This is a genomic window from Oryzicola mucosus, assembly GCF_014534685.1.
Lineage (GTDB): Bacteria > Pseudomonadota > Alphaproteobacteria > Rhizobiales > Rhizobiaceae > Oryzicola > Oryzicola mucosus.
This window is the reverse complement of the sequence record NZ_JACVVX010000004.1, coordinates 442,732-465,908: the sequence shown is the minus strand read 5'-3', so window position 1 is coordinate 465,908 and position 23,177 is coordinate 442,732. Positions and strand designations below refer to the sequence as shown.

Genomic DNA, 23,177 nt, shown 5'->3' with positions numbered 1-23,177 from the left:
TTATCATATCGGTGCCGCGTGTCGTGCGGCATCCAGCCCTGCTCGTGAGCATTGCGCAGCCAGATCGGTCTGCCTGTTTCGGTGTGGATGGTGCTGAAACGGAGATGAAGAGGGAATGACGATGCCGCAGCTTATTTTCTTCGCTGTTGTGGGCGCTGTTGCCTATATGGGCTACCGCTCCTTCGTCAAAGAAGCGGAGCGCGTGACGGCGAAGGTTCGTCGTACCGAGCAGCAGCGCGCCACGGGTGCCAGCGGCACGCTGATCAAGGATCCCAAGACCGGCGAATACCGCCTGTCCAAGGACTGATCGCGTAACCGGCGTGACCCTGCAGCGTTTTTCGGTCGCCGAGCACGCGCCGGCGAAGATCAATCTCGCCCTTCATGTCGTCGGCCGTCGCGACGACGGCTACCATTTGCTCGAGAGCCTGGTCGTCTTCACCGCCTTCGGCGACCGCATCGTCGTCTCTCCCGCCGAGGAAGACAGTTTTGTCGTGCGCGGCCATTTCGCCGCCCATGTCCCGCTCGACGACGGCAATCTCGTGCTGCGCGCTCGCGATGCCCTGCGCGCGGCTTTCCCCGAGCAATCCGCCGGCCCCGTCGCCATCGAACTGGAGAAGCATTTGCCAGCCGCCTCCGGCATCGGCGGCGGCTCCAGCGACGCCGCTGCCACTTTGCGCGCACTCGACCGTTTCTGGAATCTCGGTGCCGGCGAAGCGCGGCTGCAGGCGCTCGGCCTGCCATTGGGTGCCGACCTTCCGATGTGCGTCGCCGCCCGCCCGCTCATCGCCGCCGGCATCGGCGAGCATACGCAGATGCTCGATGCATTTCCCCCGCTTCATATCGTGCTGGTCAATCCCGGCGTCGCCGTCGGTACGCCCGACGTGTTCCGCGCCTTGACGCAGCGGGACAACCCGCCGCTGCCGCCATTCGACACTGCCGATGCGTTGCAGGACTGGCTGCACCGGACCCGCAACGACCTCGAACAGCCCGCGCGTTCCGTCGCCGCCGAGATCGGCGAAACGCTCGACGCGCTGAAGGACCATGGCGCGGGTTTCGCTCGTATGTCCGGCTCCGGCGCCACCTGTTTCGGTCTTTTTACCGACGCTGCCGCAGCCGAGGCCGCCGCCGCCGGCATTGCCGAAGCCTGGCCTTACTGGTTCGTCGCCGCGACCCAAACCCTTCACAAGGACCGCGACTGACATGGCCGGCACCGACCGCTCCTTCATCCCCGTTCGCATCGCGGTGCTCACCGTGTCCGATACCCGGACGCTTGCCGACGACAAGTCCGGCCAGACGCTTGCTGACCGCATCGCCGAGGCTGGCCATGTGCTGGCGGCGCGCGACATCGTCACCGACGACAAGGACCTGATCCGCGATCGCGTGCTGTCCTGGAGCCGGCAGGACGACATCGACGTCGTCATCACCACCGGCGGCACCGGTTTTACCGGCCGCGATGTCACGCCCGAGGCGCTGGAGCCGATCTTCGAAAAGCGCATGGACGGCTTCTCGGAGGTGTTCCACCGCATCTCCTACGACAAGATCGGCACCTCCACCGTGCAGTCCCGCGCCACCGGCGGCGTCGTCAACGCCACCTTCGTCTTCGTGCTGCCAGGCTCGCCCGGCGCCTGCCGCGATGCCTGGGACGGCATTCTCGAGCCGCAACTCGATTACCGCCATATGCCGTGCAACTTCGTCGAGATCATGCCCCGGCTCGACGAGCATCTCCGGCGCGGCGGCGGCAAATAGGTAAGCGGCGCGCTGCCTTCAAAGGCGAACGCTTGACGCTGCACGGTTCGCGGTACTAGGACGGGCGCTCCTTTGGCCCCCTCGGGGCGCAAACCGTTGAGCCCGCCCGTGACCGAACCTCTGCCCGCCCACATGCACCCCAGCCGCTCGTTCCAGGGGCTGATCCTGACCCTGCACAATTACTGGGCCGAACGCGGTTGTGTCATCCTGCAGCCCTACGACATGGAGGTCGGCGCCGGCACCTTCCACCCCGCCACCACGCTGCGCGCGCTCGGTCCGCGCCGCTGGAACGCCGCCTATGTGCAGCCCTCGCGCCGCCCCAAGGACGGCCGCTATGGCGAGAACCCGAACCGGCTGCAGCACTACTACCAGTATCAGGTGATCTTGAAGCCGAACCCGTCCAATCTGCAGGAGCTCTATCTCGGCTCGCTGGCGGCGATTGGCATCGACCCGCTGCTGCACGACATCCGATTCGTCGAGGACGATTGGGAAAGCCCCACGCTTGGCGCCTGGGGGCTGGGCTGGGAATGCTGGTGCGACGGCATGGAAGTCTCCCAGTTCACCTATTTCCAGCAGGTCTGCGGCATCGAATGCGCGCCTGTCGCCGGCGAACTCACCTATGGCCTCGAACGGCTCGCCATGTATGTGCAGGGCGTCGACAATGTCTACGACCTCAACTTCAACGGGCTCGAAGGCGACGAGAAGGTCAGCTATGGCGAGGTTTTCCTGCAGGCCGAGCAGGAATATTCCCGGCACAATTTCGAGTACGCCAACACCGCCATCCTGCACCAGCACTTCATCGACGCCGAGGCAGAATGCCAGGCGCTTCTGAAGGCGGGCGCCGACCGCCCCGAAGGCCAGCCGCACCGCATGGTGTTCCCCGCCTACGACCAGTGCATCAAGGCGTCCCACGTCTTCAACCTGCTTGATGCGCGCGGCGTTATCTCGGTGACCGAACGGCAAAGCTATATTCTGCGCGTGCGCAATCTGGCCAAGGCCTGCGGCGAGGCGTTCCTGCAGACGGAAGCCGGCGGCTTCACGCCCTCTTCCCTCCCTCTGACGGTCGCGTAAGGAGCCACCCATGCCCGATCTTCTTCTCGAACTCCGCTCCGAGGAAATCCCCGCGCGCATGCAGCGCAAGGCCGCGGGCGACCTGCGCAAGATGCTGACTGACGGCCTTGTCGAAGCCGGCCTGACCTATGAGGGTTGCCAGGAGTATTGGACGCCGCGCCGGCTCGCGCTCGATATCCGCGGGCTGACCGCGCGGTCCAAAGATACCCACGAGGACATCAAAGGCCCGTCAACCAAGGCGCCCGACCAAGCCATCCAGGGTTTTCTGCGCAAGGCTGGGCTGGAGTCGGTCGAACAGGCCCATATCCACTCCGATCCGAAGAAGGGCGATTTCTACGTCGCGCATATCTCCAAGCCGGGCCGCGCTGCGGAAGAGATCGTCGCCACGCTGATGCCGGAGATCATCCGCACCTTCCCATGGCCGAAATCCATGCGCTGGGGCAAGGCTTCGGCAAAGCCGGGCAGCCTGCGCTGGGTGCGGCCGCTGCAGTCCATCGTCTGCACCTTCGGGCCGGAAACCTCCGAACCCGTTGTCATCGACTTCGAGGTCGACGGCATCCGCTCGGGCAACACCACCTACGGCCACCGTTTCCATTCGCCGGACGCGATCACCGTGCGCCGCTTCGACGACTACGCCGCGAAGCTTGAGGCAGCCAAGGTGGTGGTCGATGCCGAGCGCCGCAAGCGCATGATCCTCGACGACGCCAAGAACCTCGCCTTCGCCAACGGCCTCGAACTGGTCGAGGACGAGGGCTTGCTTGAAGAGGTATCGGGACTGGTCGAGTGGCCGGTCGTCTTGATAGGCGAATTCGAGGAAGACTTTCTGCAGATACCCGCCGAGGTCATTCGGCTGACCATCCGCGCCAACCAGAAGTGTTTTGTCACACGCCCTGTCGGCATTGCCCCCTTATCCGGCCCTTCGGGCCACCTTCTCCCCGCTGGGGAGAAGGGATCGGCATCAATGGCGGCGTCCCCCTCTACCCTACGGGGAGAGGGTGGCGAGGCGAAAGCCGAGCCGGGTGAGGGGGTAACAAGACTCGCCAACCGCTTCATCCTGACCGCGAATATCCAGGCCAAGGACGACGGCAAGGAAATCGCCTATGGCAATGGCAAGGTGGTACGCGCGCGGCTGTCCGACGCGCTGTATTTCTGGAAGACCGACCAAAGCGACCTGCCGGACCTTGCCACGCTGACGGCATCGGCTGAGAAATTCGGGCTCGACATGGCCAAGCCGCTCGACCAGCGCATGGCCCGGCTCGATCATCTCAACGTCACCTTCCATGCCAAGCTGGGCACGCAGGGCGAGCGCGTCGAGCGCATCCGTCGGCTGGCGCGCGAACTGGCGCCCATCGTCGGCGCCGATCCCGACCTGGCCGACCGCGCGGCAGTCCTTGCCAAGGCGGATTTGCAGACCGAGGTGGTCGGCGAGTTCCCCGAACTGCAAGGCGCCATGGGCCGAAAATACGCCCTGCTGCAGGGCGAGGACGAACAGGTCGCGGCGGCGATCGAAAATCACTACAAGCCGCAGGGGCCTTCCGACCGCGTGCCGCGCGATCCGGTCTCGATAGCGGTTGCGCTGGCCGACAAGCTCGACACGCTGGTCGGCTTCTGGGCCATCGACGAAAAGCCCACCGGCAGCAAGGACCCTTATGCGCTGCGCCGCGCCGCGCTGGGTGTGATCCGGCTGTTGTTGGAAAATGATGTACGGATTGCCCTAACAGATGCAGTTTTTCTCGCTTTGGTAGAATTCGAGCTTCGAGACGACTTTGTTGTTGAAGAGCGACAAGATGCAGCAATCTTCGGTCTAGAACAGTCAGGTTTGAAATCGCAGGCACGACAACTGACTGTCGAGCTACAGAGTCATCGGAACAATGAAACTGATGAGGAAAATTCTCGGGCTACGACCGAACTAAGTCAAATAGCTTCTAGTCTCCTTTCCTTCTTCCACGACCGCCTGAAAGTCTATCTCCGCGACGAGGGTGCGCGCCACGATGCCATCGATGCGGTGCTGACGCCTGACGCCGACAACCTGCTTCTGGTCGCGCGCCGGGTCGAGGCGCTGATCGTCTTCATCAACACCGACGAGGGCAAGAATCTGCTGGCCGGCGCCAAGCGCGCTGCCAACATCCTGGCCGCCGAGGAAAAGAAGGGCACGGTCGTTTCCGACGCCGTCGATCCCGCGCTGTTCAAGGCGGAAGCCGAAAAGACCTTGTATGAAGCGATGAATCGGGCCGAGAACGACGTCGTGCAAGCGATTCGAAAGGAAGACTTTTCCGGCGCCATGCGCGCGCTTAGCGCACTGCGTGAACCCGTTGATTCATTCTTCGAGGACGTTCTCGTGAACGATGAAGATCAGGCCGTCCGCGCCAACCGGTTGGCGCTGCTTGCCCGCATCCGCTCCGCCACCGGCAAGGTCGCCGACTTCTCCAAGATTGCTGGGTGAGGACCGGTCGAGATGATCCGCACTTCGTTCTGCATTCGTTGCGTATCTCATAACTCGCGGAATGGATTCTCGGGTCGCACTCGGCTTCGCCTCGCTTGCCCGTGAATGACGAAGGTAAGGAGGTCCCCGCAAAACTCCAACGTTGGTGATTGACATAGCGCTCCTACGCCTTCGTCATTCACGGGTGAAGCCGAGCGCAGCGAAGGCGGAAACCCGGGAATCCATTCCGTGACTTGGAGGATGGCCCTGACGATGCAGACAAAGCATCAGACATCAATGTGACAAAGGCAACGTCACACCGCCAGACCGTTCGCCGATAGTGGCACCTCTTTCAGCCAACCCCCTCTGCCCTCAATTGCCGATCACATCGACCTCGACGCTCTGGCGATAGACACGAACCTCGACCACCGGCTGTCCGCGCGTGATCGCGCGCTTCGTCGCCGCGCTCATCGCGCCGGGCTGCTGCAGCAGCCGTTCGAACCGCGTCCGCGCATTGGCCGAGCCGAACCACGGATCGTCCTGGTCCTCGCGGTCGCCGCGTCCGAAGCGGTGCCAGTTGGCGCGATCCTGCCGCACCATCTGGGCCGCGCTGTCCAGCGGATAGCCGTCGCTGGCGACGTGATCCTTGGCCGAGATCCGGGCGACATAGCTGCCCAGAAATTCGTCGGCGCGTGCTCCATTCACTCCGAGCAACAGCGTCAGAACTGCGACTGCACAGGTCGTTCTCATGATTTCCCCACCCTAAAATCTCCATGTCGGCAATCCTGCGCGGTGCCGGCTTCAGCGTCAAGCGCCGGATATGAGGGGCCGTAGGCAGCGCACTCTTGCAGTTCCCACCAACGCGCGATACGCGTTTGCGCGAGAGGAATTCGCAGTGGCCGAACTGATCCCTATCGACAGCGCCCTGGAGCGCGCGCTGGAGCTTTTGCGCGGCGGCGAGGTGATCGCGCTGCCCACCGAGACGGTCTACGGGCTGGCGGGCGACGCCACTTCGGGCACCGGCGTGGCGCGCATTTTTGAGGCCAAGGGCCGGCCGCGTTTCAATCCACTCATCGCCCATGTCTCGGATTGGGCGATGGCCGAGCGGATCGGCGATTTCGACCTGCTTTCGCGAAAACTGGCCGAGGCATTCTGGCCCGGCCCGCTAACCATCGTCGTGCCGCTGCGCGTTGGCTCCGGCATCCATCCGCTGGTGACGGCGGGGCTCGACACCATCGCACTGCGAATGCCGAAGGGTTTCGCCTCGACGCTGATCGCAGCGCTTGGCCATCCCATTGCAGCTCCCAGCGCAAATTCCTCCGGCAAAATCAGCGGCACCAGCGCGGACGCGGTGAACCGCGATCTCGGCGCGAAAATCCCGCTGGTGGTCGATGGCGGCCAGACCCCGGTCGGCGTGGAGTCGACCATCGTCAAGGTCGAGAACGGCCGCGTTCGTCTCCTGCGTCCCGGCGGCGTGGCGGCTGAAGATATCGAGGCCGTGGCCGGGGCGCCGGTCGAGCGCGGCAGCGGCGGCAGGATCGAGGCGCCCGGCATGATGACGTCGCATTACGCGCCCGCTGCCGCCATGCGGCTCAACGTCGATGCCGTCGAGCCCGGCGAGGCGCTGCTGGCCTTCGGACCGAGCCGGGCGCGCGGCGGGGCGCGTGCTGTGCTCAACCTGTCGCCGACAGGCGATCTGCGCGAGGCCGCTGCCAATCTGTTTTCACACCTCAGGCAGCTCGATGCGGTTGGAGCTGCCACCATCGCGGTCGAACCGGTGCCGTTCCACGGTCTGGGCGAAGCGATCAACGACAGGCTCGCCCGCGCCGCCGCGCCTCGCTGAACAAGGAGCATTGCATAAGGTATGACAGACATGACGGACCTCCCAGACCATCTGCCTCCCGTCCTCATCGACCGGTTCGCCGAGATCGTCGGCGATGCTTATGCGCTGCAAGATCAAGACGATATCGCGCCATACGAAGCTGAACGGCGCGGCCTGTTCGGGGGCAAGGCCGCGCTGGTGCTGCGTCCGGGCAACGTCGAAGAGGTCAGCCGCATCATGAAGCTGGCCACCGAGACCGGTACGGCGATCGTGCCGCAGAGCGGCAACACCGGCCTCGTCGGCGGGCAGGTGCCGGACACATCGGGCCGGCAGGTGATCCTGTCGCTGTCGCGGCTCAACCGCATCCGCGAGCTCGACCCGCTGTCGAATACGGTCACCGTCGAAGCCGGCGTCATCCTCGAAAACCTGCACGCCGCCGCCGACGGTATCGACCGGCTGTTCCCGCTGTCCCTGGCGTCGCAAGGCTCCTGCCAGATCGGCGGCAATCTGTCGTCCAATGCCGGCGGCGTCGGCGCGCTGGTCTATGGCAGCGCGCGCGATCTGTGCCTTGGCGTCGAGGTCGTGCTGCCGACGGGTGAGGTGTTCGACGATCTGCGCAAGCTGAAGAAGGACAACACCGGCTACGATCTCAAGAACCTGTTCGTCGGCGCCGAAGGCACATTGGGTGTTATAACCGCCGCCGTGCTGAAGCTCTACCCCAAGCCCAAGGGCCGGGAATCGGCCTGGATCGCCATCGAGACGCCGGATGTCGCGCTCGACCTGCTGCACAGGGCCGGCGAGGCGGCAGGCAGCAGCCTGACAAGCTTCGAGCTGATCGGCGACACGCCGTTGGAGTTCGGCCTTCGCCATATTCCCGATGCGCGCAATCCGCTGGAGGGACGCTGGCCGTGGTATGTCCTGCTCGAGATTTCGTCGGGCCATTCCGACGACGATGCGCGGCAGACCATTGAGGCGATCCTCACCGAGGCATTCGAGGCCGGCCTGGTCCAGGACGCGGCAATCTCTGCCAACATCGCCCAGGCGAAGGAATTCTGGCGGCTGCGCGAGGGTTTTTCAGATGCACAGAAGCCCGAAGGCGCCTCGATCAAGCACGACATCTCGGTGCCGGTCGCCTCGATCCCCGAGTTTCTGAGACTCGCGGCGGTGGAGGTGGAACGTGTCTGCCCCGGCGCTCGCGTCTGCTGCTTCGGCCATCTCGGCGACGGCAACCTGCACTACAATGTCTCCCAGCCGGTCGGCATGGCGCCACAGGACTACCTCGCTTTGTACTCGGCGATGAACAAGGCCGTCTTCGCCATCGTCCGGCAGCTTCACGGCTCGTTCTCGGCCGAGCACGGCATCGGTTCGATGAAGCGTAAGGAGCTCGTCGAAACCACCTCGCCGGTGAGCATCGACCTGATGCGGCGCATCAAGGCCGCCTTCGACCCGGCCGGCATTATGAACCCTGGCAAGGTGTTGTGAGCGCAGTGGCGCGCTGAATTCGGACTTATCGCGCAAGCAACTCGACATGAAGCTTGGTGCCGGTGGCTTCGGCATAGCGGCGCAGTGTCGAAAGGGACGGCGAGACACCGCCGCCCTCCAGGCGCGCAATAGCGGATTGCGTCGTTCCGATCCGGCGTGCCACCTCTGCTTGGGAGAGTTTGGCATCGGTTCTGGCTTTCACCAGCGCCTCGACGATGGAGAACTCAGCGTCGGCTTTCGCGTATTCCTTTTGGAAATCGGGATTGTTCATCAGCCGCTTTTTAAGGTCGGCAATCTTCGTCATGATGTCACCTGTTTCATTCGCTCTCGGGCAATGTTCAAAGCACTTCGGGGCGTCTTCTGCGATTTCTTAACGAACACATGCAGGACGACGACACGCCGTCCGGTGAGCGTCACATACAGACCGCGTGCGATTCCCTCGGAGGCCTTCGCGCGAAGCTCCCAGAGCTTATTCTCGATGTGTTTTACATGCGGCTCACGCATCTGGTCGAGGCCGACGGTCTCCACCATTTCCATCAAGCGGATCAGACGTGCCTGCAGAGATGGCGGCAAAGCCTCGATTTCCGCATCCACGACATCGAGAGTCTCGACAGTCCATCGCATGACAGTCATATAGCATATAAGGTATAATAGCGCAAATGTGCTTTTAGCACGGTCGAGCGGCAAGATTGCGCGAACGCCCAAGCCGGTCGCATTTCGATAACCATCTGCGAGATCAGGAAAATTTAACTGAACTTCTTAAGCGGGCGGCGAAGGTCCCTCGCTAATGTCTTCCTCAACGAGGCCGGGAAAACCCGACCCGGAGAGACCGGAAACCGGCTCTCAGGAGCAACAGGAAGGCAAAACATGAACACTGGACTGAAGCCAGTCTGGGCAGGCCGCGCCATGCGCCTGGACCCACTCCGCTTGCCGCAGGTGGTCAGCTATTCGGGACGCGACGACCACGGCGAGGTAACCTTCACCATCGACGGGCGCGGCGCAACCGTACGGCGCATCCTGGCCCTCAGCGGCCTGCCCGCAGTGGTCGCACTTCCCGCCAAGGCATTCCGTGGCGTCGCCGCCCGTGCGCTCGAGGACGAGACGGGTGCGGTGACGGTGACGCTGGAACTGCTTCACAACGATCCCATGCTGTCTGTGCCGCTGCTGGTGGCCGAAGACCTCGACGACATCGCCGCCGACTGGCGCGCCTGGGCCGAAGCCTACGGGCTGCCGATGCTGCTGATCGAGGCCGACGGTATCGCGCGGACCCTGGAAGAGTCCCTTGGGGCCGCCATCAAGACAGCGCCGGTGCGCGAACGCCGCAAAGGGCAGGTTTCTCGCACCCGTCGCCCGCGTTTCCTCGCCCGCCGCAAGACCGGCAATCTCGGCCTGCGGCTGGTGGTCAATGGCGAGGAAATCATTGCCCGAGGTTAACGTTTCGTTAAGAAAATCGTTAAGGGCCGGGCGCTTAGCCCGGCCTTTTGATCCAGTCTCTGGGGACGTTGATTCAAAGCATTGGCTTGACCGCGACCCAGACCGCGCCGCCGAGAAGGCCGAGGAAAATCATCCAGCCGACCTGGCCGTTCGACTTGAACAGCTTCAGGCACTGGTCGGGATCGTCGATATCGAGAACGGCGATCTGGCGCATCATATGCGCGCCGGCTGCGATCAGGCCGGCAAGGGCCGGCATCGGTGCTTCGGCCGCGGCAAAGGCAATGGCGAAACACATCAGAGCGCCGCCGTACAGACCGAGCAGCCAGCTTTTGGTGTTGTCGCCGAACAGGCGCGCTGTGGAATGGACGCCGACGAGTGCATCGTCTTCCCGGTCCTGGTGGGCGTAGATCGTATCGTAGCCGATCACCCAGAGGATCGAGCCGATATAGAGCACGATGGCGGGACCGTCGATGTCGCCGAATTCAGCGGCCCAGCCCATCAGCGCGCCCCATGAAAATGCCAGCCCGAGAACCAGTTGCGGCCAGTTGGTGATTCGCTTCATGAAAGGGTAAGCGGCCACCACGGCGAGCGACGAGATGCCGAGCAGAATGGCGAAGCTGTTGAACTGGATCAGCACCAGCAGGCCGATCAGCGCCTGTGCCACGAGAAAGGCCCAGGCCTGCTTCCTGCTGACCTGTCCGGATGGCAGCGGCCGCGACCGCGTGCGCTCGACCTTGGCGTCGATGTCTTCGTCGACGATGTCGTTGTAGGTGCAGCCCGCCCCGCGCATGGCTATGGCGCCGACGAGAAACAGAAAGAGATACCAGGGCGAGGGCAACAGCGAGACCAGGCTGTCGGTGGGACGCGCATAGGCGCTCGCGGCAAGTGCTGCCGACCACCAGCACGGCCAGAGCAGCAGCACCCAGCCGATCGGTCGGTCCCAACGGGCCAACTGTGCGTAGGGCCACGCCCAGCGCGGCAGCGTGCGATAAACCCAATGCCCGCTGGGTGCGTCGGCGACGCGGCCCTGGGCGCCCTTGCTCTGTATCGTATCCATACTTCGTGAGTGGCAGGGCGGCAGGCAGGCGTCAAGAAGATGATTTGCCACGGATTCCGTCACCTCCGCGCTTGACCGCTTGTGTCATGCGCCATACCGGAGGCGGCGACGGAATACTCTAGCAAGGAGTTGCAGGCATGAACGTTCTTCTCATCGGTTCCGGCGGACGTGAGCACGCGCTGGCCTGGAAGCTTGCCGCTTCGCCGCTGCTGACGAAGCTCTATGCCGCACCGGGCAATCCCGGCATCGCGCGGGAGGCGGAACTGGTGGCGCTCGATGTGTCGAACCATGGCGCTGTCGTCGCCTTCTGCAGGGAAAAGGCAGTTGATCTCGTCGTGGTCGGGCCGGAAGGGCCGCTGGTCGACGGAATCGCCGACGCGCTGCGCGCCGCAGGCATTCGCGTTTTCGGACCTTCCGGCCATGCCGCGCAGCTCGAAGGTTCGAAGGGCTTCACCAAGGACCTCTGCGCCCGCTATGACATCCCCACAGCCGCTTACGGCCGGTTCGACAATGCTGCGGACGCCCGCGCCTATGTCGAGAAGGTGGGCGCGCCGATCGTGATCAAGGCCGACGGTCTGGCTGCCGGAAAGGGTGTGACGGTCGCCATGGAACTGCAGGAAGCGCTCGATGCGGTCGAGGCCTGCTTTGACGGCGCGTTCGGCAGCGCCGGCGCGTCGGTGGTGGTCGAGGAATTCCTGACCGGCGAGGAAGCAAGCTTCTTCTGCCTCTGTGACGGAACGACCGCACTGCCTTTCGGCACAGCCCAGGACCATAAGCGCGTCGGCGAGGGCGATACCGGCCCCAACACCGGTGGCATGGGCGCCTATTCGCCCGCGCCCGTGATGACGCAGGAGATGATCGACCGCACGATGGACGAAATCGTCGCGCCGACCATGCGCGGCATGGCCGAGATGGGCGCGCCGTTTACCGGCATTCTCTTCGTCGGCTTGATGCTGACCGAAAACGGCCCCAAGCTGATCGAATACAATGTGCGTTTCGGCGACCCTGAATGCCAGGTGCTGATGATGCGCCTGAAGGACGATCTGCTGGTGCTGTTGAATGCCGCCGTGGACGGCCAGCTTGGCCACGTCTCAACGCGGTGGCGCGACGATACGGCGCTGACGGTGGTTTTGGCGGCCGAGGGCTATCCGGACGCGCCGAAAAAAGGATCCGTCATCAAGGGCGTGGAGGAAGCCGGCGCCGGCGACATCCAGATTTTCCACGCCGGAACGGCCTTTAAGGATGGCAACCTCGTCGCCAATGGCGGCCGCGTGCTGAACGTGACGGGCATGGCGGCCAAGGTTTCCGATGCGCGGTCGAAGGTCTATGCCGCGCTTGATCGTATCGATTGGCCGGAGGGTTTCTGCCGCCGCGACATCGGCTGGCGCGCCGTGGAGCGGGAAGGCTAGGCGTCGTCTAACGCTTCCAGAAATCCTGCGTCATCGAAGACAGGTCGAACGGATCGGGTGCAGGCGTCTGGCGCAGGGTTCCCTCGGCCTTGCGTTTCTGGTGGTGAGCCAGCGAGCACTGCGGCGAGCACAGAATGCCACGGTCGGACCAATAAGCCGGACCGTTCTCGACGATGCCTTCATGATAGTGAAAACCGTCCGAACGAAACGGCGTGCCGCATTCCACGCAGGCATAGGGATCGGGTCTCGCCAGCATCGCACTCTCCTTTTTCATGGATGTAAACCCAAAACGGCGACCTGCAAAGGCTTGCCGGGAGTTTGACGTAAACGTAAAAGGTTGCATCTTTTAAGTGCGGAGTCTTCCGCAGGCCGCCGACCGTTTGGAGGAGACCATCATGTATCGCGCCCCCGTCGAAGAGATTGCTTTCGCCCTCAAGCATGTGGCGGGGCTCAGCCAGGCGATGGAGGCGGGCGTCTTCGGGGATCTCGGCGAAGACCTGGTCGACGCCATTCTGGAAGAGGCCGGCAAGTTTGCGAGTGACCAGGTGGCGCCGTTGCAGAAGATCGGCGACGAGGTCGGTGCGCAACTCAAGGATGCCGCCGTGACCATGCCAGCCGGCTGGAAGGACCTCTACAAGCGATGGACAGAAGGGGGTTGGAACGGCCTGTCGGGACCTGCCGAATATGGCGGGCAGGGATTGCCGACCATGCTGAATGTCGCTGCGCTCGACATGTGGAACGGTGCGGCCATGGCGTTCGGCCTCGGGCCGACGCTGACCATGGGCGCGGTCGAGGCGCTCGACAAGCACGCCTCCCAGGACCTGAAGGACGCCTATCTCGAAAAGCTCGTCTCCGGCGAGTGGATGGGCACCATGAACCTGACGGAGCCACAGGCGGGTTCAGACCTTGCCGCGCTGCGCGCCCGAGCCGAGCGTGCGCCGGACGGCTCCTACCGCATCTTCGGCCAGAAGATATTCATCACCTATGGCGAACACGACCTGACGGACAACATCATCCATCTGGTACTTGCCCGCCTGCCTGATGCACCCGCCGGGACGCGTGGCATCTCGCTGTTCCTGGTGCCGAAATTCCTGCTCGATGCGGATGGCGCGCCAGGCGAGCGCAACGATGTGTTCTGCGCGTCGATGGAGCACAAGCTGGGCATTCATGCCTCGCCAACCTGCACCATGATCTTCGGCGATGGTTTTGCCGGGGGCCGCGAGCCGGGTGCGGTGGGCTATCTCATCGGCGAGGAGAACAAGGGCCTCGCCTGCATGTTCACCATGATGAACAATGCACGCTTGGCCGTCGGCATGCAGGGTGTCGCCGTCGCGGAAGCCGCCTATCAGAAGGCGCTCGGCTATGCCAGGGACCGCCGCCAGGGCAAGGCTTCCGCCTGGACCGGCGACGGCATGGCGCCCATCGTCCTGCACCCCGACGTGCAGCGCAACCTCCTGACCATGAAGGCCTTGACCCAGGCTGCGCGCGCCATCGCCTATTCCTGCGCCTATGCGATCGACCTGGCGCATGTCTCCGAAGGCGAGGAAGCCGAGCGTTGGAGCCATCGCGCCGGCTTGCTGACGCCGCTGGCAAAGGCATTCTCCACCGATATCGGCATAGAGGTCGCCTCGATTGGCATTCAGGTCCATGGCGGCATGGGCTTCATCGAGGAGACCGGCGCGGCGGCATATTATCGTGACGCGCGCATCGCCTCGATCTACGAGGGCACAAACGGTATCCAGGCCATCGACCTCGTGGCGCGCAAGCTGCCTCTCGGCGGCGGAGACGCTGTCCATGACTATATCGCAGAACTGTCGGAGGTGATTGCCCGCGTCGAAGCCGCGGACAATTCCGGCTTCGGCCGCACCGCCGAGAAGCTTCGCGATGCGCTGGACGGTGTGGCGGAAACGACGCGGCTGCTCCAGACATGGATGGCGCAGGGACGGCAGGATGATGCGCTTGCGGGCGCCACGCCTTATCTGCGGCAATTGTCGCTTGCGGCCGGCGGCGCCTATCTCGCCCGCGCAGCCCTGGCCGATACCGGACGTGTCGGGCTGTGCCGGTTCTATGCTGAAAACCTTCTGAGCGAGGCGGCTGCCATGAAGGCGCGGGTCGAAGAGGGCGCGGAAAGCCTGGCCGAAGCGGCTAAGAGCCTGCAGGCCGTCTAGTTTTGAGGAGGTCTTTATGAGCGAACACATCGTCGTCGAGCGGCAGGGTGCGGTGCAGATCATCCGCATGAATCGTGCTGACAAGAAGAACGCGCTGACCCGCGCCATGTATGCGGCGATGTCGAAAGCGTTGGCCAATGGTGATGCGGACCCAGCGGTGCGGGTGCATGTCTTTCTCGGCGTGCCGGGGGCGTTCTCCGCCGGCAACGACCTGAACGACTTCATGACCATTGCCACCGGCGGTGAGGGCGGCACGGAGGTCTGGGATTTTCTCCTGGCGCTTGCCGGCTCGCGCAAGCCGATGGTCTCGGGGGTCGATGGCATCGCCGTCGGCATAGGCACGACGCTGAACCTGCATTGCGACATGACATTCGCCACCGCGCGTACGGTCTTCCGCACGCCTTTCGTCGACCTGGGGCTTGTGCCGGAAGCCGGCTCCAGCCTGCTCGCGCCCCAGGTGCTGGGGCTTCAAGGTGCGTTTGCGCTGCTCGGGCTGGGTGAGGGTTTTTCGGCCGAGCGCGCCAAGGCGGCGGGCCTGATCTACGAGGTGGTTTCCGAAGACGCGCTTGAGGAACATGTGTTGCGGGCGGCGGAAGGTATTGCCGCCAAGCCGCCGGAAGCGCTGATGCTTGCCCGCGACCTCATGCGCGGCGACCGCGAGCCGTTAATGGCGCGCATTCGGGAAGAAGGTCGCCTTTTCCGTGAGCGGCTGAAGTCCGAGGAAGCGCTCGCCGCGCTGACGGCGTTCATGTCGCGGAAGAAGGCCTAGTTCACTCTACGGATAGAGCCGGGACTTGTCCCATCCGCCATCTGCATTTCGGGTAAATGTCACCCGGTCGTGCAGGCGGAAGGGCCGGTCGTGCCAGAACTCGACATGCGTCGGCACGATCCGGAACCCCGACCAGTAGGACGGACGGGGGATATCGCCGATGGGGTGCCGGGCGGTGTATTCGGCCACAGCCTTTTCCAGCGCGAAGCGGCTTTCCAGAGGGCGCGACTGCTTCGAAGCCCAGGCGCCGATTCGGCTGCCGCGCGGGCGCGATGCGAAATAGACGTCGGCTTCCTCATTGGTGACGATTTCCACAGGCCCGCGCACCCGCACCTGGCGTCGCAGCGACTTCCAGTGAAAGCACATCGCCGCCTTCATCGTTGCCAGGATTTCAGTACCCTTGGCGCTCTCGAAATTCGTGTAGAAGACGAAGCCCCGCTCGTCGAGCCCCTTGAGCAGCACCATGCGAACGTCCGGCAGGCCGTCGGTGTCGACGGTCGCGAGCGCCACCGCGTTGGGGTCGTTCAGCTCGTTTTTGGTGGCGTCGCCGAGCCATTCCGCAAACAGCCGGAACGGTTCTCCAGCCTCGGTAAAGTCACGGCTTGTTAACTCGGTGCTGCTCATAGTTCTTACCCGAAGTTTAAAATCCAGTCAGGAGATTGCTTATTGCAAGGCGCAGTGCAAGCATTGACAGCCGGGTTTGCCGACGGTTGGTGCCGCTTTGCAATGTCATCGGCGGTTTTAACGGCCTGTGTGGCCCTTACGGCCTGCGGCGGAGGCGGTTTCAGCCTGGAAAAAGCCGAGGTCGACGAAACCATCCTGACAAGCAACGTGCCGGCGCCGCCGTCCGCCAAGGATGCCGAGCGGCTTTCGGACGAGACCACCATCCGCAACGCTGTTTCCTCGTCCGACATTGCCCAGGTCAAAGGAAAGCCGGTGCCTTGGGCGAATGCCGAGACCGGCTCGCGCGGCGTCATCACCGCCATGAACGAGCGAAAGCAGGAGGATGGCCTGCTCTGCCGAAGCTTCACCGCCTCGCGCGAAAGCTTCGACGGCGTCGGCCTCTACAAAGGTGATGTCTGTACCGCGGGCGCTGGCGTCTGGCGCATGGTGGCATTCAACGGGCTGTGAGGATAAGCTGCCTTTAGGGCTGGAATTTCTTCCTAACCACACGCATATACGGGCAGACAGACATCTCTTTCATGGAACACAGCATGCGCGACCCTTATCAGGTGCTGGGCGTCGCCAAGGACGCCTCGGCAAAAGACATAAAATCTGCGTTTCGGAAGCTCGCCAAGAAGTATCACCCGGACCAGAATCCGGACGATCCTTCGGCGAACGACCGCTTTGCCGCCGCCAACCAGGCCTATGAAATTCTCGGCGACGAGAAGTCCAGGGCGTCCTTCGATCGCGGCGAGATCGATGCTGACGGCAAGCCGAGATTCCAGGGCTTCGAAGGTGCCGCGGGTGGCGATCCCTTCGCCGGTTTCCGCCGCCAGTCGGCGGGCGGGCCGGGCGGCACACGATATGAATTCCGCTCTTCGGGGCCAGGCGGGCCAGGTGCGGAAGGCCTGGGTGACGATATTTTCAGCCAGCTCTTCGGCGGTGCTTTCGGCAGCCAGCAGCGCGGCGGCCCCGGCATGGGCGGCGGCCAGCGCGTCCCGCCCAAGGGCGGCGATGTCGAGGTGGCGCTCGCCGTAAGCATCGAGGAGGTCGCGACGGCTGCGAAGGTCGCGGCGATGTTCCCGGACGGACGTAAGATAGCGGTCAAGCTTCCGGACTTCGTCGAGGACGGCCAGGTCATCCGGCTGAAAGGCCAGGGCGAACAGGGGCCGGGCGGCACCGGCGATGCGCTGGTGAAGATTCGCATCCGCTCGCATCCGCGCTACCGTCTGGAGGGACGCGACCTGCATGTCGATCAACCCGTGCCTTTGCGCGATGCGGTGCTCGGAGCGAAGGTGGCGGTGGAGACGCCGACCGGCCGTCTCGCCGTCAACGTGCCGGCCTGGTCGAGCTCAGACAAGGTGCTGCGTTTGAAGGGCAAGGGATTGCCTGAAAAGCATGGCGGCCATGGCGATCTGTTCGTGCATGTCCGCATCATGCTGCCGGAGCCTGATGCGGAGCTCGAATCGCTGATGCGCAAGGCCAAGGGATGACGCTGCGCCGGCGACAGCGTGCGCGCTTCGCCGGTCGGTCCACATCCAGAGCTTGAAGCTGTTCGGTGCCTATGCGATAGGCACAGCCAGAAAGACACTTCGGAGAGCGCTGATATGGCAGTTGGACAGGGCCTGATGGCCGGCAAGCGTGGGCTTATCCTGGGCGTGGCCAACAACCGGTCGATAGCCTGGGGCATCGCCAAGGCTTGCGCCGAGCAGGGCGCGGAAATCTCGCTGACCTATCAGGGCGAGGCCTTCCGCAAGCGAGTCGAGCCGCTCGCCAAGGAACTTGGCGCGCATATCGCCGGCCATTGCGACGTGACCGATCCGGCCAGCCTGGATGCGGTGTTCGACGAGATCAAGAAGCAGTGGGGCAAGATCGACTTCGTCGTTCATGCCATTGCCTTCTCGGACAAGGACGAGTTGGACGGCCGTTATATTGACACCACCCACGGCAATTTCCTGCGCACCATGGACATCTCGGTGTTCTCCTTCACCACCATCGCCAAGCGCGCGGAAGAGCTGATGCCCGACGGCGGTTCGCTCCTGACGCTGACCTATTATGGCGCCGAAAAAGTGATGCCGCACTACAACGTCATGGGCGTTGCCAAGGCCGCGCTCGAGGCGAGCGTGCGCTATCTCGCCGTCGATTTGGGCTCGAAGAACATCCGCGTCAACGCCATATCGGCTGGCCCGATCAAGACGCTGGCTGCTTCCGGCATCGGCGATTTCCGCTATATCCTGAAGTGGAACGAGTATAATGCACCGCTCAAGCGTACGGTCACACCTGAGGAAGTCGGCGATTCCGGTCTTTACTTCCTGTCGGATCTGTCGCGCGGCGTAACCGGTGAAATCCACCATGTCGATTCCGGCTATCATGTCGTTGGCATGAAGGCGGTGGACGCCCCCGATATCTCGACCGTCAAGGAATAGGCCGCTCTGGTTGCTGGCCGGGCGCTGCGCGCAGCGCTCGGACTGGTCCGGATATCCTGAACCCCAGATACACTGAGCTCAAGGACCGCAGATCATGCCGCTCGTCTATTTCGTGCGCCACGGGCAAACGGCATGGAACGCGGAAGCGCGGTTGCAGGGTCAGTCGGATGTCGACATCAATGAAGTCGGCAAGCAACAGGCGGCTGCCAATGGCCGCTTCCTCGCCACCCTGATTCCCGATGCGTCGGCCTTCGATTTCGTGGCGAGCCCGATGCGCCGCACGCGCCAGACGATGGAGATCGTGCGCACGGAGATGGGGCTGGACCCGAAAGCCTACCGAACCGACGACCGTTTGCGCGAACTGAGCTTCGGCGACTGGCAGGGCTACACCATGGCCGAACTCGAAGTCGGCGATCCCGGCGCCAATGCGCGCCGGATGAAGGACAAATGGGGTTTCGTGCCGCCGGGCGAGGGTGCCGAGAGCTACCGCATGCTGACGCAGCGCATCGCGCCCTGGCTCGCCGAGGTGCGGACCGACATGGTCTGCGTCACCCATGGCGGCGTCATCCGTGCGATCTTCCGTATTGCCGGGGGGTTGGACGACGAAGAAGCATCGACCATGGATACGCCGCAGGATACCATCCTGCGTTTCGAGAACGGCCGGCTCGAATGGCTCAAGCCGACGTCCCGCAATACCGCCTAAGCTATTCGAAAACCTGCATGTCGGTGATCATGTTCTCGCCATTGACGGTGTCGTAGGCGAGCAGGATCTCCATGCCGGTCGAAAGGCCGTCCACGTCGAACTCTCCGGGTAGTTTGTAGGCTTTGCCATCGTTGAGGGTGATGACCATCTTGTCCTTGTCGATGGACTTGATCTTGCCTTCGGCTTCGGCGGCGAACGCAATGCCCGACACGGCAAGAATGGCTATGACCGCGCCAAAAATCCTACGCATCGTCGACCTCTCTGTTTTGTAATCGCCGCACTGTCCTTGCGGCTTTTTGAATCGGATGACCAAAGCAGAAAGCAGCCGAATGTGTCAAAACTTAAAAGGCTGTTATCACGTTGCGTTTCATGCCGTTTGACCATTCCGGAAAACGCCAATAGAAGGCAGCAGCAATTCAAGGCGCTGGACCGGGCATATGTCGCATAACACTTTCGGACATCTTTTCCGTGTCACCACCTGGGGCGAGAGCCATGGCGCCGCGATAGGCTGCGTGGTCGATGGCTGCCCGCCCGGCATCCGCTTCACGCTTGCGGAGATCCAGGCCGACCTCGACCGCCGTCGTCCCGGAAAGTCGCGTTTCGTCACGCAGCGCCGCGAGCTGGACGAGGTCAAGGTGCTGTCCGGCTTCGTATTCGACGAAGACGGCGTGACGATGATCTCCACCGGAACGCCGATCTCTATGGTGATCGAAAACACCGACCAGCGGTCGAAGGATTATGGCGAGATTGCCCGGCAGTATCGTCCCGGCCATGCCGACTACGCCTATGACGTCAAATACGGCATCCGCGACTATCGCGGCGGCGGACGCTCCTCCGCGCGCGAAACCGCGACCCGCGTGGCCGCCGGCGCAATCGCGCGGAAAGTCGTGCCCGGTCTCGTGGTGCGTGGTGCGCTGGTCGCCATGGGCGACAAGAAGATCGACCGCGCCAACTGGAACTGGAATTTTGTCGACGATGCGGAAAATCCGTTCTTCACGCCAGATCCGGAATCGGTTGAGGTGTTCAGCGATTATCTCGACGGCATCCGCAAGTCGGGCTCCTCGGTCGGCGCGCTGATCGAGATTGTCGCGGATGGGGTGCCGGCGGGTCTCGGTGCGCCGCTCTATGCAAAGCTGGACCAGGATCTCGCGTCGAACCTGATGTCGATCAACGCCGTCAAGGGCGTCGAGATCGGCAATGGCTTCGAAGCCGCCGGGATGACCGGCGAGCAGAACGCCGACGAAATGCGCATGGGCAATGATGGCAATCCGGTCTTCCTGTCGAACAATGCCGGCGGTATTCTTGGCGGGATTTCGACGGGACAGCCGGTCGTGGCGCGCTTTGCCGTCAAGCCGACCTCTTCGATCCTGACGCCGCGCAGGTCGATCGACAAGGACGGCAGAGATGTCGATGTCATGACCAAGGGTCGTCACGACCCCTGCGTGGGCATCCGCGCCGTTCCCATCGGCGAGGCGATGGTGGCTTGTGCGATTGCCGATCATTATTTGCGTCATCGCGGACAGACGGGGAAATGAGCGAATAGGGAGTAGCGAATAGCAAATAGCGGCCTTTTCCCTATTCGCTACTCCCTACTCGCTATTCGCTCTCAAACAGAGAGCGACCCAATGGCATACGATCAGAAGAAAATCGTCGAAGCCCTCCGCGCCTTCGAGCGCGGCGAGATCGTTGTCGTCATGGACGATGACGGCCGCGAGAACGAGGGTGACCTGATCGTGGCGGCGGTTCATTGCACGCCGGAAAAGATGGCCTTCATCGTGCGCCACACCTCCGGCATCGTCTGTGCGCCGATGACCAAGGACGAGTCCCGCCGGCTCCACCTGACGCCGATGGTGGCCGACAACGACTCGGCTCATACCACGGCCTTTACCGTCAGCGTCGACTTCAAGCACGGTACCACAACCGGTATTTCGGCCGAGGATCGTACGCTGACCGTGCGCAATCTCGCCAACGGCAATGTCGGTGCCGCGGATTTCGTCCGTCCCGGCCATATCTTCCCGCTGATCGCCCGCGAGGGCGGGGTGCTGATGCGCTCCGGTCATACCGAAGCGGCGGTCGATCTGTGCAAGCTCGCCGGCCTGCCGCCGGTTGGGGTGATCTGCGAACTGGTCAACGACAATGGCAGCGTGATGCGCGGGCCGCAGGTGACCGCCTTCGCCGAAACGCATGGGCTGAAGCAGGTGTCGGTGGCCGACCTGATCGCCTACCGCCAGCGCAAGGAAACGTTGATCGAGCGCATCGAGACCTTCGAGATCGACACGCCCGGCGGTAAGGCGCAGGCCATCACCTACATGCTGCCGTGGGAAAACATGCACCACCTCGCCATCGTCTTCGGCGATATCCGAGACGGCGAGGATGTGCCGGTGCGGCTGCATACCGAAAACGTCGTGGCCGATGTGTTCGGCCGCAGCCACAAGCTGGACAGTGTGATGCAGATGCTGGGCGAGCGCCAGCGCGGGGTTATCGTCTATCTGCGCGAAGGCTCGGTGGGCGTGGCCAGCGAGGTGCGCAACCGCCGCATGCCGGACCGCGAAGAGCACGAGGAAGCTCGCCGCCGCGAGGAGGAATGGCGCCAGATCGGGCTTGGCGCGCAAATCCTCAAGGACCTCGGCATCAGCTCGATCAACCTGATTGCCTCCCGCGAACGCCACTATGTCGGTCTCGAAGGCTTCGGCATTCGCATCGCCCGCACCGAGATTCTCTAAACCCTGTTGAACACCGCAACCGGCTGACTGCGCGCGGTGGTCAAAGCCGATATGACCGCCTATATCGGTAGAATGGTCACAAGGCTCTACACGCATCCCATCTTCGTGGAACACATCACGCCCCCCGGCCATCCCGAGCGGCCGGACAGGGTGCGCGCTATCGAGCGCGCCCTGGAAGAGCAGGAATTCGAACGTCTCGACCGGGTCGAGGCGCCGGAAGGCGATGAGGAAACGATCCTCTACGCGCATCCGTCGAGCTTCGTGAAACACGTCCGCTCGCAGATTCCGGAGACGGGCATCGTGCGCATCGATGACGACACCACGGCCAGCCCCAAGAGCTGGCAAGCGGCGGTGACGGCTATCGGCGCAGCCAATGCCGCCGTGGACGATGTGTTTTTTGGCCGTGCATCCAACGTCTTCGTCGCCTCGCGCCCGCCCGGCCATCACGCCGAAAAGAACAAGGCGATGGGTTTCTGCCTGTTCAACAACGCGGCCATTGCCGCGCGCTATGCGCAGAGGCATTACGGCGCCGAGAGGGTCGCCATCGTCGATTGGGACGTGCATCACGGCAACGGCACGCAGGACATCTTCTGGGACGATCCGAGTGTGCTCTACTGCTCCACCCACCAGATGCCGCTCTATCCCGGCACGGGTGCGAAGGGTGAGACAGGTGTCGGGAACATCGTCAACGCGCCGCTGTCGCCGCAGACCGGAAGCGATCATTTCCGCGAGGCGTTCAAGTCGCGCGTGCTGCCGGCTCTGGATAATTTCGCACCGGACCTGATCATCATCTCTGCCGGTTTCGATGCCCATCATCGCGATCCGCTCGCCGAGATCAATCTGTCCGAAGACGATTTCGACTGGGCGACGGGAAAGCTTCTGGAGCGCGCCGACCGATTCTCCTCCAACAGGCTGGTGAGCCTTCTGGAGGGCGGCTACGACCTGGAGGGTCTCGCGTTTTCGGTGGCAGCGCATGTCTCCCGTCTGATGAAAGGATGACAGCCATGGCCGAACAGCCCAACGACGATATCCCAGCGATGAGCTTCGAGCAGGCTTTGCAGGCTCTGGAGCGGATCGTCGACGATCTTGAGCGCGGCGACGTCGCGCTCGATCAGTCGATCAAGATCTACGAGCGCGGCGAAGCGCTGAAGGCGCATTGCGACCGCTTGCTGAAGGCTGCGGAGGACAAGGTGGAAAAGATTCGCCTGTCGCGCGACGGCAAGCCGGCCGGAACCGAGCCGCTCGATCCGGAGTAGCCTGTTGCCTCTCACTGTAGTCCATC

Annotated in this window: 26 protein-coding genes; 19 read left to right on the top strand and 7 right to left on the bottom strand. The window is 63.4% G+C overall.

What is annotated here, in order from left to right:
- Positions 1 to 121: 121 nt before the first annotated feature.
- The 5 genes from ICI42_RS15530 to ICI42_RS15510 all read left to right on the top strand — a co-directional run bounded on the left by ICI42_RS15530 (position 122) and on the right by ICI42_RS15510 (position 5,260).
- Positions 122 to 307 carry an NfeD family protein gene (locus ICI42_RS15530; protein ID WP_188165474.1) on the top strand — a complete coding sequence of 62 codons (186 nt, stop codon included), beginning with the start codon at positions 122 to 124 and terminating at the stop codon, positions 305 to 307.
- A 13-nt stretch (positions 308 to 320) separates the two neighbouring features.
- Positions 321 to 1,199, top strand: coding sequence for a 4-(cytidine 5'-diphospho)-2-C-methyl-D-erythritol kinase (locus tag ICI42_RS15525; protein WP_407945168.1), 879 nt, complete (start codon positions 321 to 323; stop codon positions 1,197 to 1,199).
- A gap of 1 nt (position 1,200) precedes the next feature.
- On the top strand, positions 1,201 to 1,746 hold the full coding sequence (gene moaB, locus ICI42_RS15520; protein WP_188165473.1) for a molybdenum cofactor biosynthesis protein B: 546 nt from the start codon (positions 1,201 to 1,203) through the stop codon (positions 1,744 to 1,746).
- A gap of 132 nt (positions 1,747 to 1,878) precedes the next feature.
- Positions 1,879 to 2,817, top strand: a complete 939-nt coding sequence (locus tag ICI42_RS15515; protein WP_188165569.1) for a glycine--tRNA ligase subunit alpha — start codon at positions 1,879 to 1,881, stop codon at positions 2,815 to 2,817.
- 10 nt (positions 2,818 to 2,827) lie between these two features.
- On the top strand, positions 2,828 to 5,260 hold the full coding sequence (locus ICI42_RS15510; RefSeq protein ID WP_188165472.1) for a glycine--tRNA ligase subunit beta: 2,433 nt from the start codon (positions 2,828 to 2,830) through the stop codon (positions 5,258 to 5,260).
- Between the two features lie 351 nt (positions 5,261 to 5,611).
- Here ICI42_RS15510 and ICI42_RS15505 read toward each other — a convergent pair whose 3' ends face one another.
- Positions 5,612 to 5,989, bottom strand: coding sequence for a hypothetical protein (locus ICI42_RS15505; protein WP_188165471.1), 378 nt, complete (start codon positions 5,987 to 5,989; stop codon positions 5,612 to 5,614).
- Between the two features lie 145 nt (positions 5,990 to 6,134).
- Here ICI42_RS15505 and ICI42_RS15500 point away from each other — a divergent pair, with 145 nt between their 5' ends.
- Together ICI42_RS15500 and ICI42_RS15495 are read left to right on the top strand one after the other, a co-directional pair.
- The gene (locus ICI42_RS15500; protein WP_188165470.1) at positions 6,135 to 7,082 is read left to right on the top strand and encodes an L-threonylcarbamoyladenylate synthase; all 948 of its coding nucleotides are present in this window, start codon (positions 6,135 to 6,137) and stop codon (positions 7,080 to 7,082) included.
- A gap of 30 nt (positions 7,083 to 7,112) precedes the next feature.
- On the top strand, positions 7,113 to 8,543 hold the full coding sequence (locus ICI42_RS15495) for an FAD-binding oxidoreductase (RefSeq protein WP_188165469.1): 1,431 nt from the start codon (positions 7,113 to 7,115) through the stop codon (positions 8,541 to 8,543).
- 25 nt (positions 8,544 to 8,568) lie between these two features.
- Here ICI42_RS15495 and ICI42_RS15490 read toward each other — a convergent pair whose 3' ends face one another.
- Both ICI42_RS15490 and ICI42_RS15485 read right to left on the bottom strand, forming a co-directional pair.
- On the bottom strand, positions 8,569 to 8,847 hold the full coding sequence (locus tag ICI42_RS15490) for a helix-turn-helix domain-containing protein (protein ID WP_188165468.1): 279 nt from the start codon (positions 8,845 to 8,847) through the stop codon (positions 8,569 to 8,571).
- Entirely contained in the window at positions 8,844 to 9,137 is a 294-nt protein-coding gene (locus ICI42_RS15485) for a type II toxin-antitoxin system RelE/ParE family toxin (protein WP_330999183.1), read from the bottom strand. The genes ICI42_RS15490 and ICI42_RS15485 overlap by 4 nt, the downstream gene beginning before the upstream one ends.
- A 273-nt stretch (positions 9,138 to 9,410) precedes the next feature.
- On the opposite strand from ICI42_RS15485, the gene ICI42_RS15480 reads away from it, so the two are divergent.
- On the top strand, positions 9,411 to 9,977 hold the full coding sequence (locus ICI42_RS15480; protein WP_188165467.1) for a DUF6101 family protein: 567 nt from the start codon (positions 9,411 to 9,413) through the stop codon (positions 9,975 to 9,977).
- A gap of 73 nt (positions 9,978 to 10,050) precedes the next feature.
- On the opposite strand, the gene ubiA is transcribed toward ICI42_RS15480, so the two are convergent.
- Positions 10,051 to 11,034, bottom strand: coding sequence for a 4-hydroxybenzoate octaprenyltransferase (gene ubiA, locus ICI42_RS15475; protein ID WP_188165466.1), 984 nt, complete (start codon positions 11,032 to 11,034; stop codon positions 10,051 to 10,053).
- A 137-nt stretch (positions 11,035 to 11,171) separates the two neighbouring features.
- Between ubiA and purD the strand changes: the two genes are divergently transcribed.
- Positions 11,172 to 12,443 carry a phosphoribosylamine--glycine ligase gene (gene purD, locus ICI42_RS15470; protein WP_188165465.1) on the top strand — a complete coding sequence of 424 codons (1,272 nt, stop codon included), beginning with the start codon at positions 11,172 to 11,174 and terminating at the stop codon, positions 12,441 to 12,443.
- A gap of 7 nt (positions 12,444 to 12,450) precedes the next feature.
- Here purD and ICI42_RS15465 read toward each other — a convergent pair whose 3' ends face one another.
- Positions 12,451 to 12,699, bottom strand: coding sequence for a hypothetical protein (locus tag ICI42_RS15465; RefSeq protein WP_188165464.1), 249 nt, complete (start codon positions 12,697 to 12,699; stop codon positions 12,451 to 12,453).
- A gap of 139 nt (positions 12,700 to 12,838) precedes the next feature.
- Between ICI42_RS15465 and ICI42_RS15460 the strand changes: the two genes are divergently transcribed.
- On the top strand, positions 12,839 to 14,611 hold the full coding sequence (locus tag ICI42_RS15460) for an acyl-CoA dehydrogenase (protein ID WP_188165463.1): 1,773 nt from the start codon (positions 12,839 to 12,841) through the stop codon (positions 14,609 to 14,611).
- Positions 14,612 to 14,627: 16 nt separating this feature from the next.
- Complete coding sequence (locus tag ICI42_RS15455) at positions 14,628 to 15,380, top strand: crotonase/enoyl-CoA hydratase family protein (RefSeq protein ID WP_188165462.1); 753 nt, start codon at positions 14,628 to 14,630, stop codon at positions 15,378 to 15,380.
- A 6-nt stretch (positions 15,381 to 15,386) separates the two neighbouring features.
- Here ICI42_RS15455 and pdxH read toward each other — a convergent pair whose 3' ends face one another.
- Complete coding sequence (gene pdxH / locus ICI42_RS15450) at positions 15,387 to 16,004, bottom strand: pyridoxamine 5'-phosphate oxidase (protein WP_188165461.1); 618 nt, start codon at positions 16,002 to 16,004, stop codon at positions 15,387 to 15,389.
- Positions 16,005 to 16,046: 42 nt separating this feature from the next.
- Here pdxH and ICI42_RS15445 point away from each other — a divergent pair, with 42 nt between their 5' ends.
- The 4 genes from ICI42_RS15445 to ICI42_RS15430 all read left to right on the top strand — a co-directional run bounded on the left by ICI42_RS15445 (position 16,047) and on the right by ICI42_RS15430 (position 19,172).
- Positions 16,047 to 16,511 carry an RT0821/Lpp0805 family surface protein gene (locus ICI42_RS15445; protein ID WP_230980376.1) on the top strand — a complete coding sequence of 155 codons (465 nt, stop codon included), beginning with the start codon at positions 16,047 to 16,049 and terminating at the stop codon, positions 16,509 to 16,511.
- Between the two features lie 83 nt (positions 16,512 to 16,594).
- Complete coding sequence (locus ICI42_RS15440; protein WP_188165460.1) at positions 16,595 to 17,536, top strand: DnaJ C-terminal domain-containing protein; 942 nt, start codon at positions 16,595 to 16,597, stop codon at positions 17,534 to 17,536.
- A gap of 114 nt (positions 17,537 to 17,650) precedes the next feature.
- Entirely contained in the window at positions 17,651 to 18,469 is an 819-nt protein-coding gene (fabI, locus tag ICI42_RS15435) for an enoyl-ACP reductase FabI (RefSeq protein ID WP_188165459.1), read from the top strand.
- A 91-nt stretch (positions 18,470 to 18,560) separates the two neighbouring features.
- Positions 18,561 to 19,172, top strand: a complete 612-nt coding sequence (locus tag ICI42_RS15430; protein WP_188165566.1) for a histidine phosphatase family protein — start codon at positions 18,561 to 18,563, stop codon at positions 19,170 to 19,172.
- A gap of 1 nt (position 19,173) precedes the next feature.
- On the opposite strand, the gene ICI42_RS15425 is transcribed toward ICI42_RS15430, so the two are convergent.
- Complete coding sequence (locus tag ICI42_RS15425) at positions 19,174 to 19,422, bottom strand: DUF1344 domain-containing protein (RefSeq protein ID WP_188165458.1); 249 nt, start codon at positions 19,420 to 19,422, stop codon at positions 19,174 to 19,176.
- Positions 19,423 to 19,609: 187 nt separating this feature from the next.
- Here ICI42_RS15425 and aroC point away from each other — a divergent pair, with 187 nt between their 5' ends.
- The 4 genes from aroC to ICI42_RS15405 all read left to right on the top strand — a co-directional run bounded on the left by aroC (position 19,610) and on the right by ICI42_RS15405 (position 23,151).
- Positions 19,610 to 20,707: a chorismate synthase gene (gene aroC, locus ICI42_RS15420; RefSeq protein WP_188165457.1), complete on the top strand. Its 1,098-nt coding sequence runs from the start codon at positions 19,610 to 19,612 to the stop codon at positions 20,705 to 20,707.
- Positions 20,708 to 20,797: 90 nt separating this feature from the next.
- Positions 20,798 to 21,895, top strand: coding sequence for a 3,4-dihydroxy-2-butanone-4-phosphate synthase (ribB, locus tag ICI42_RS15415; protein ID WP_188165456.1), 1,098 nt, complete (start codon positions 20,798 to 20,800; stop codon positions 21,893 to 21,895).
- 72 nt (positions 21,896 to 21,967) lie between these two features.
- Positions 21,968 to 22,894: a histone deacetylase family protein gene (locus ICI42_RS15410; RefSeq protein WP_188165565.1), complete on the top strand. Its 927-nt coding sequence runs from the start codon at positions 21,968 to 21,970 to the stop codon at positions 22,892 to 22,894.
- A gap of 5 nt (positions 22,895 to 22,899) precedes the next feature.
- Entirely contained in the window at positions 22,900 to 23,151 is a 252-nt protein-coding gene (locus ICI42_RS15405; protein ID WP_188165455.1) for an exodeoxyribonuclease VII small subunit, read from the top strand.
- Positions 23,152 to 23,177: the final 26 nt, after the last annotated feature.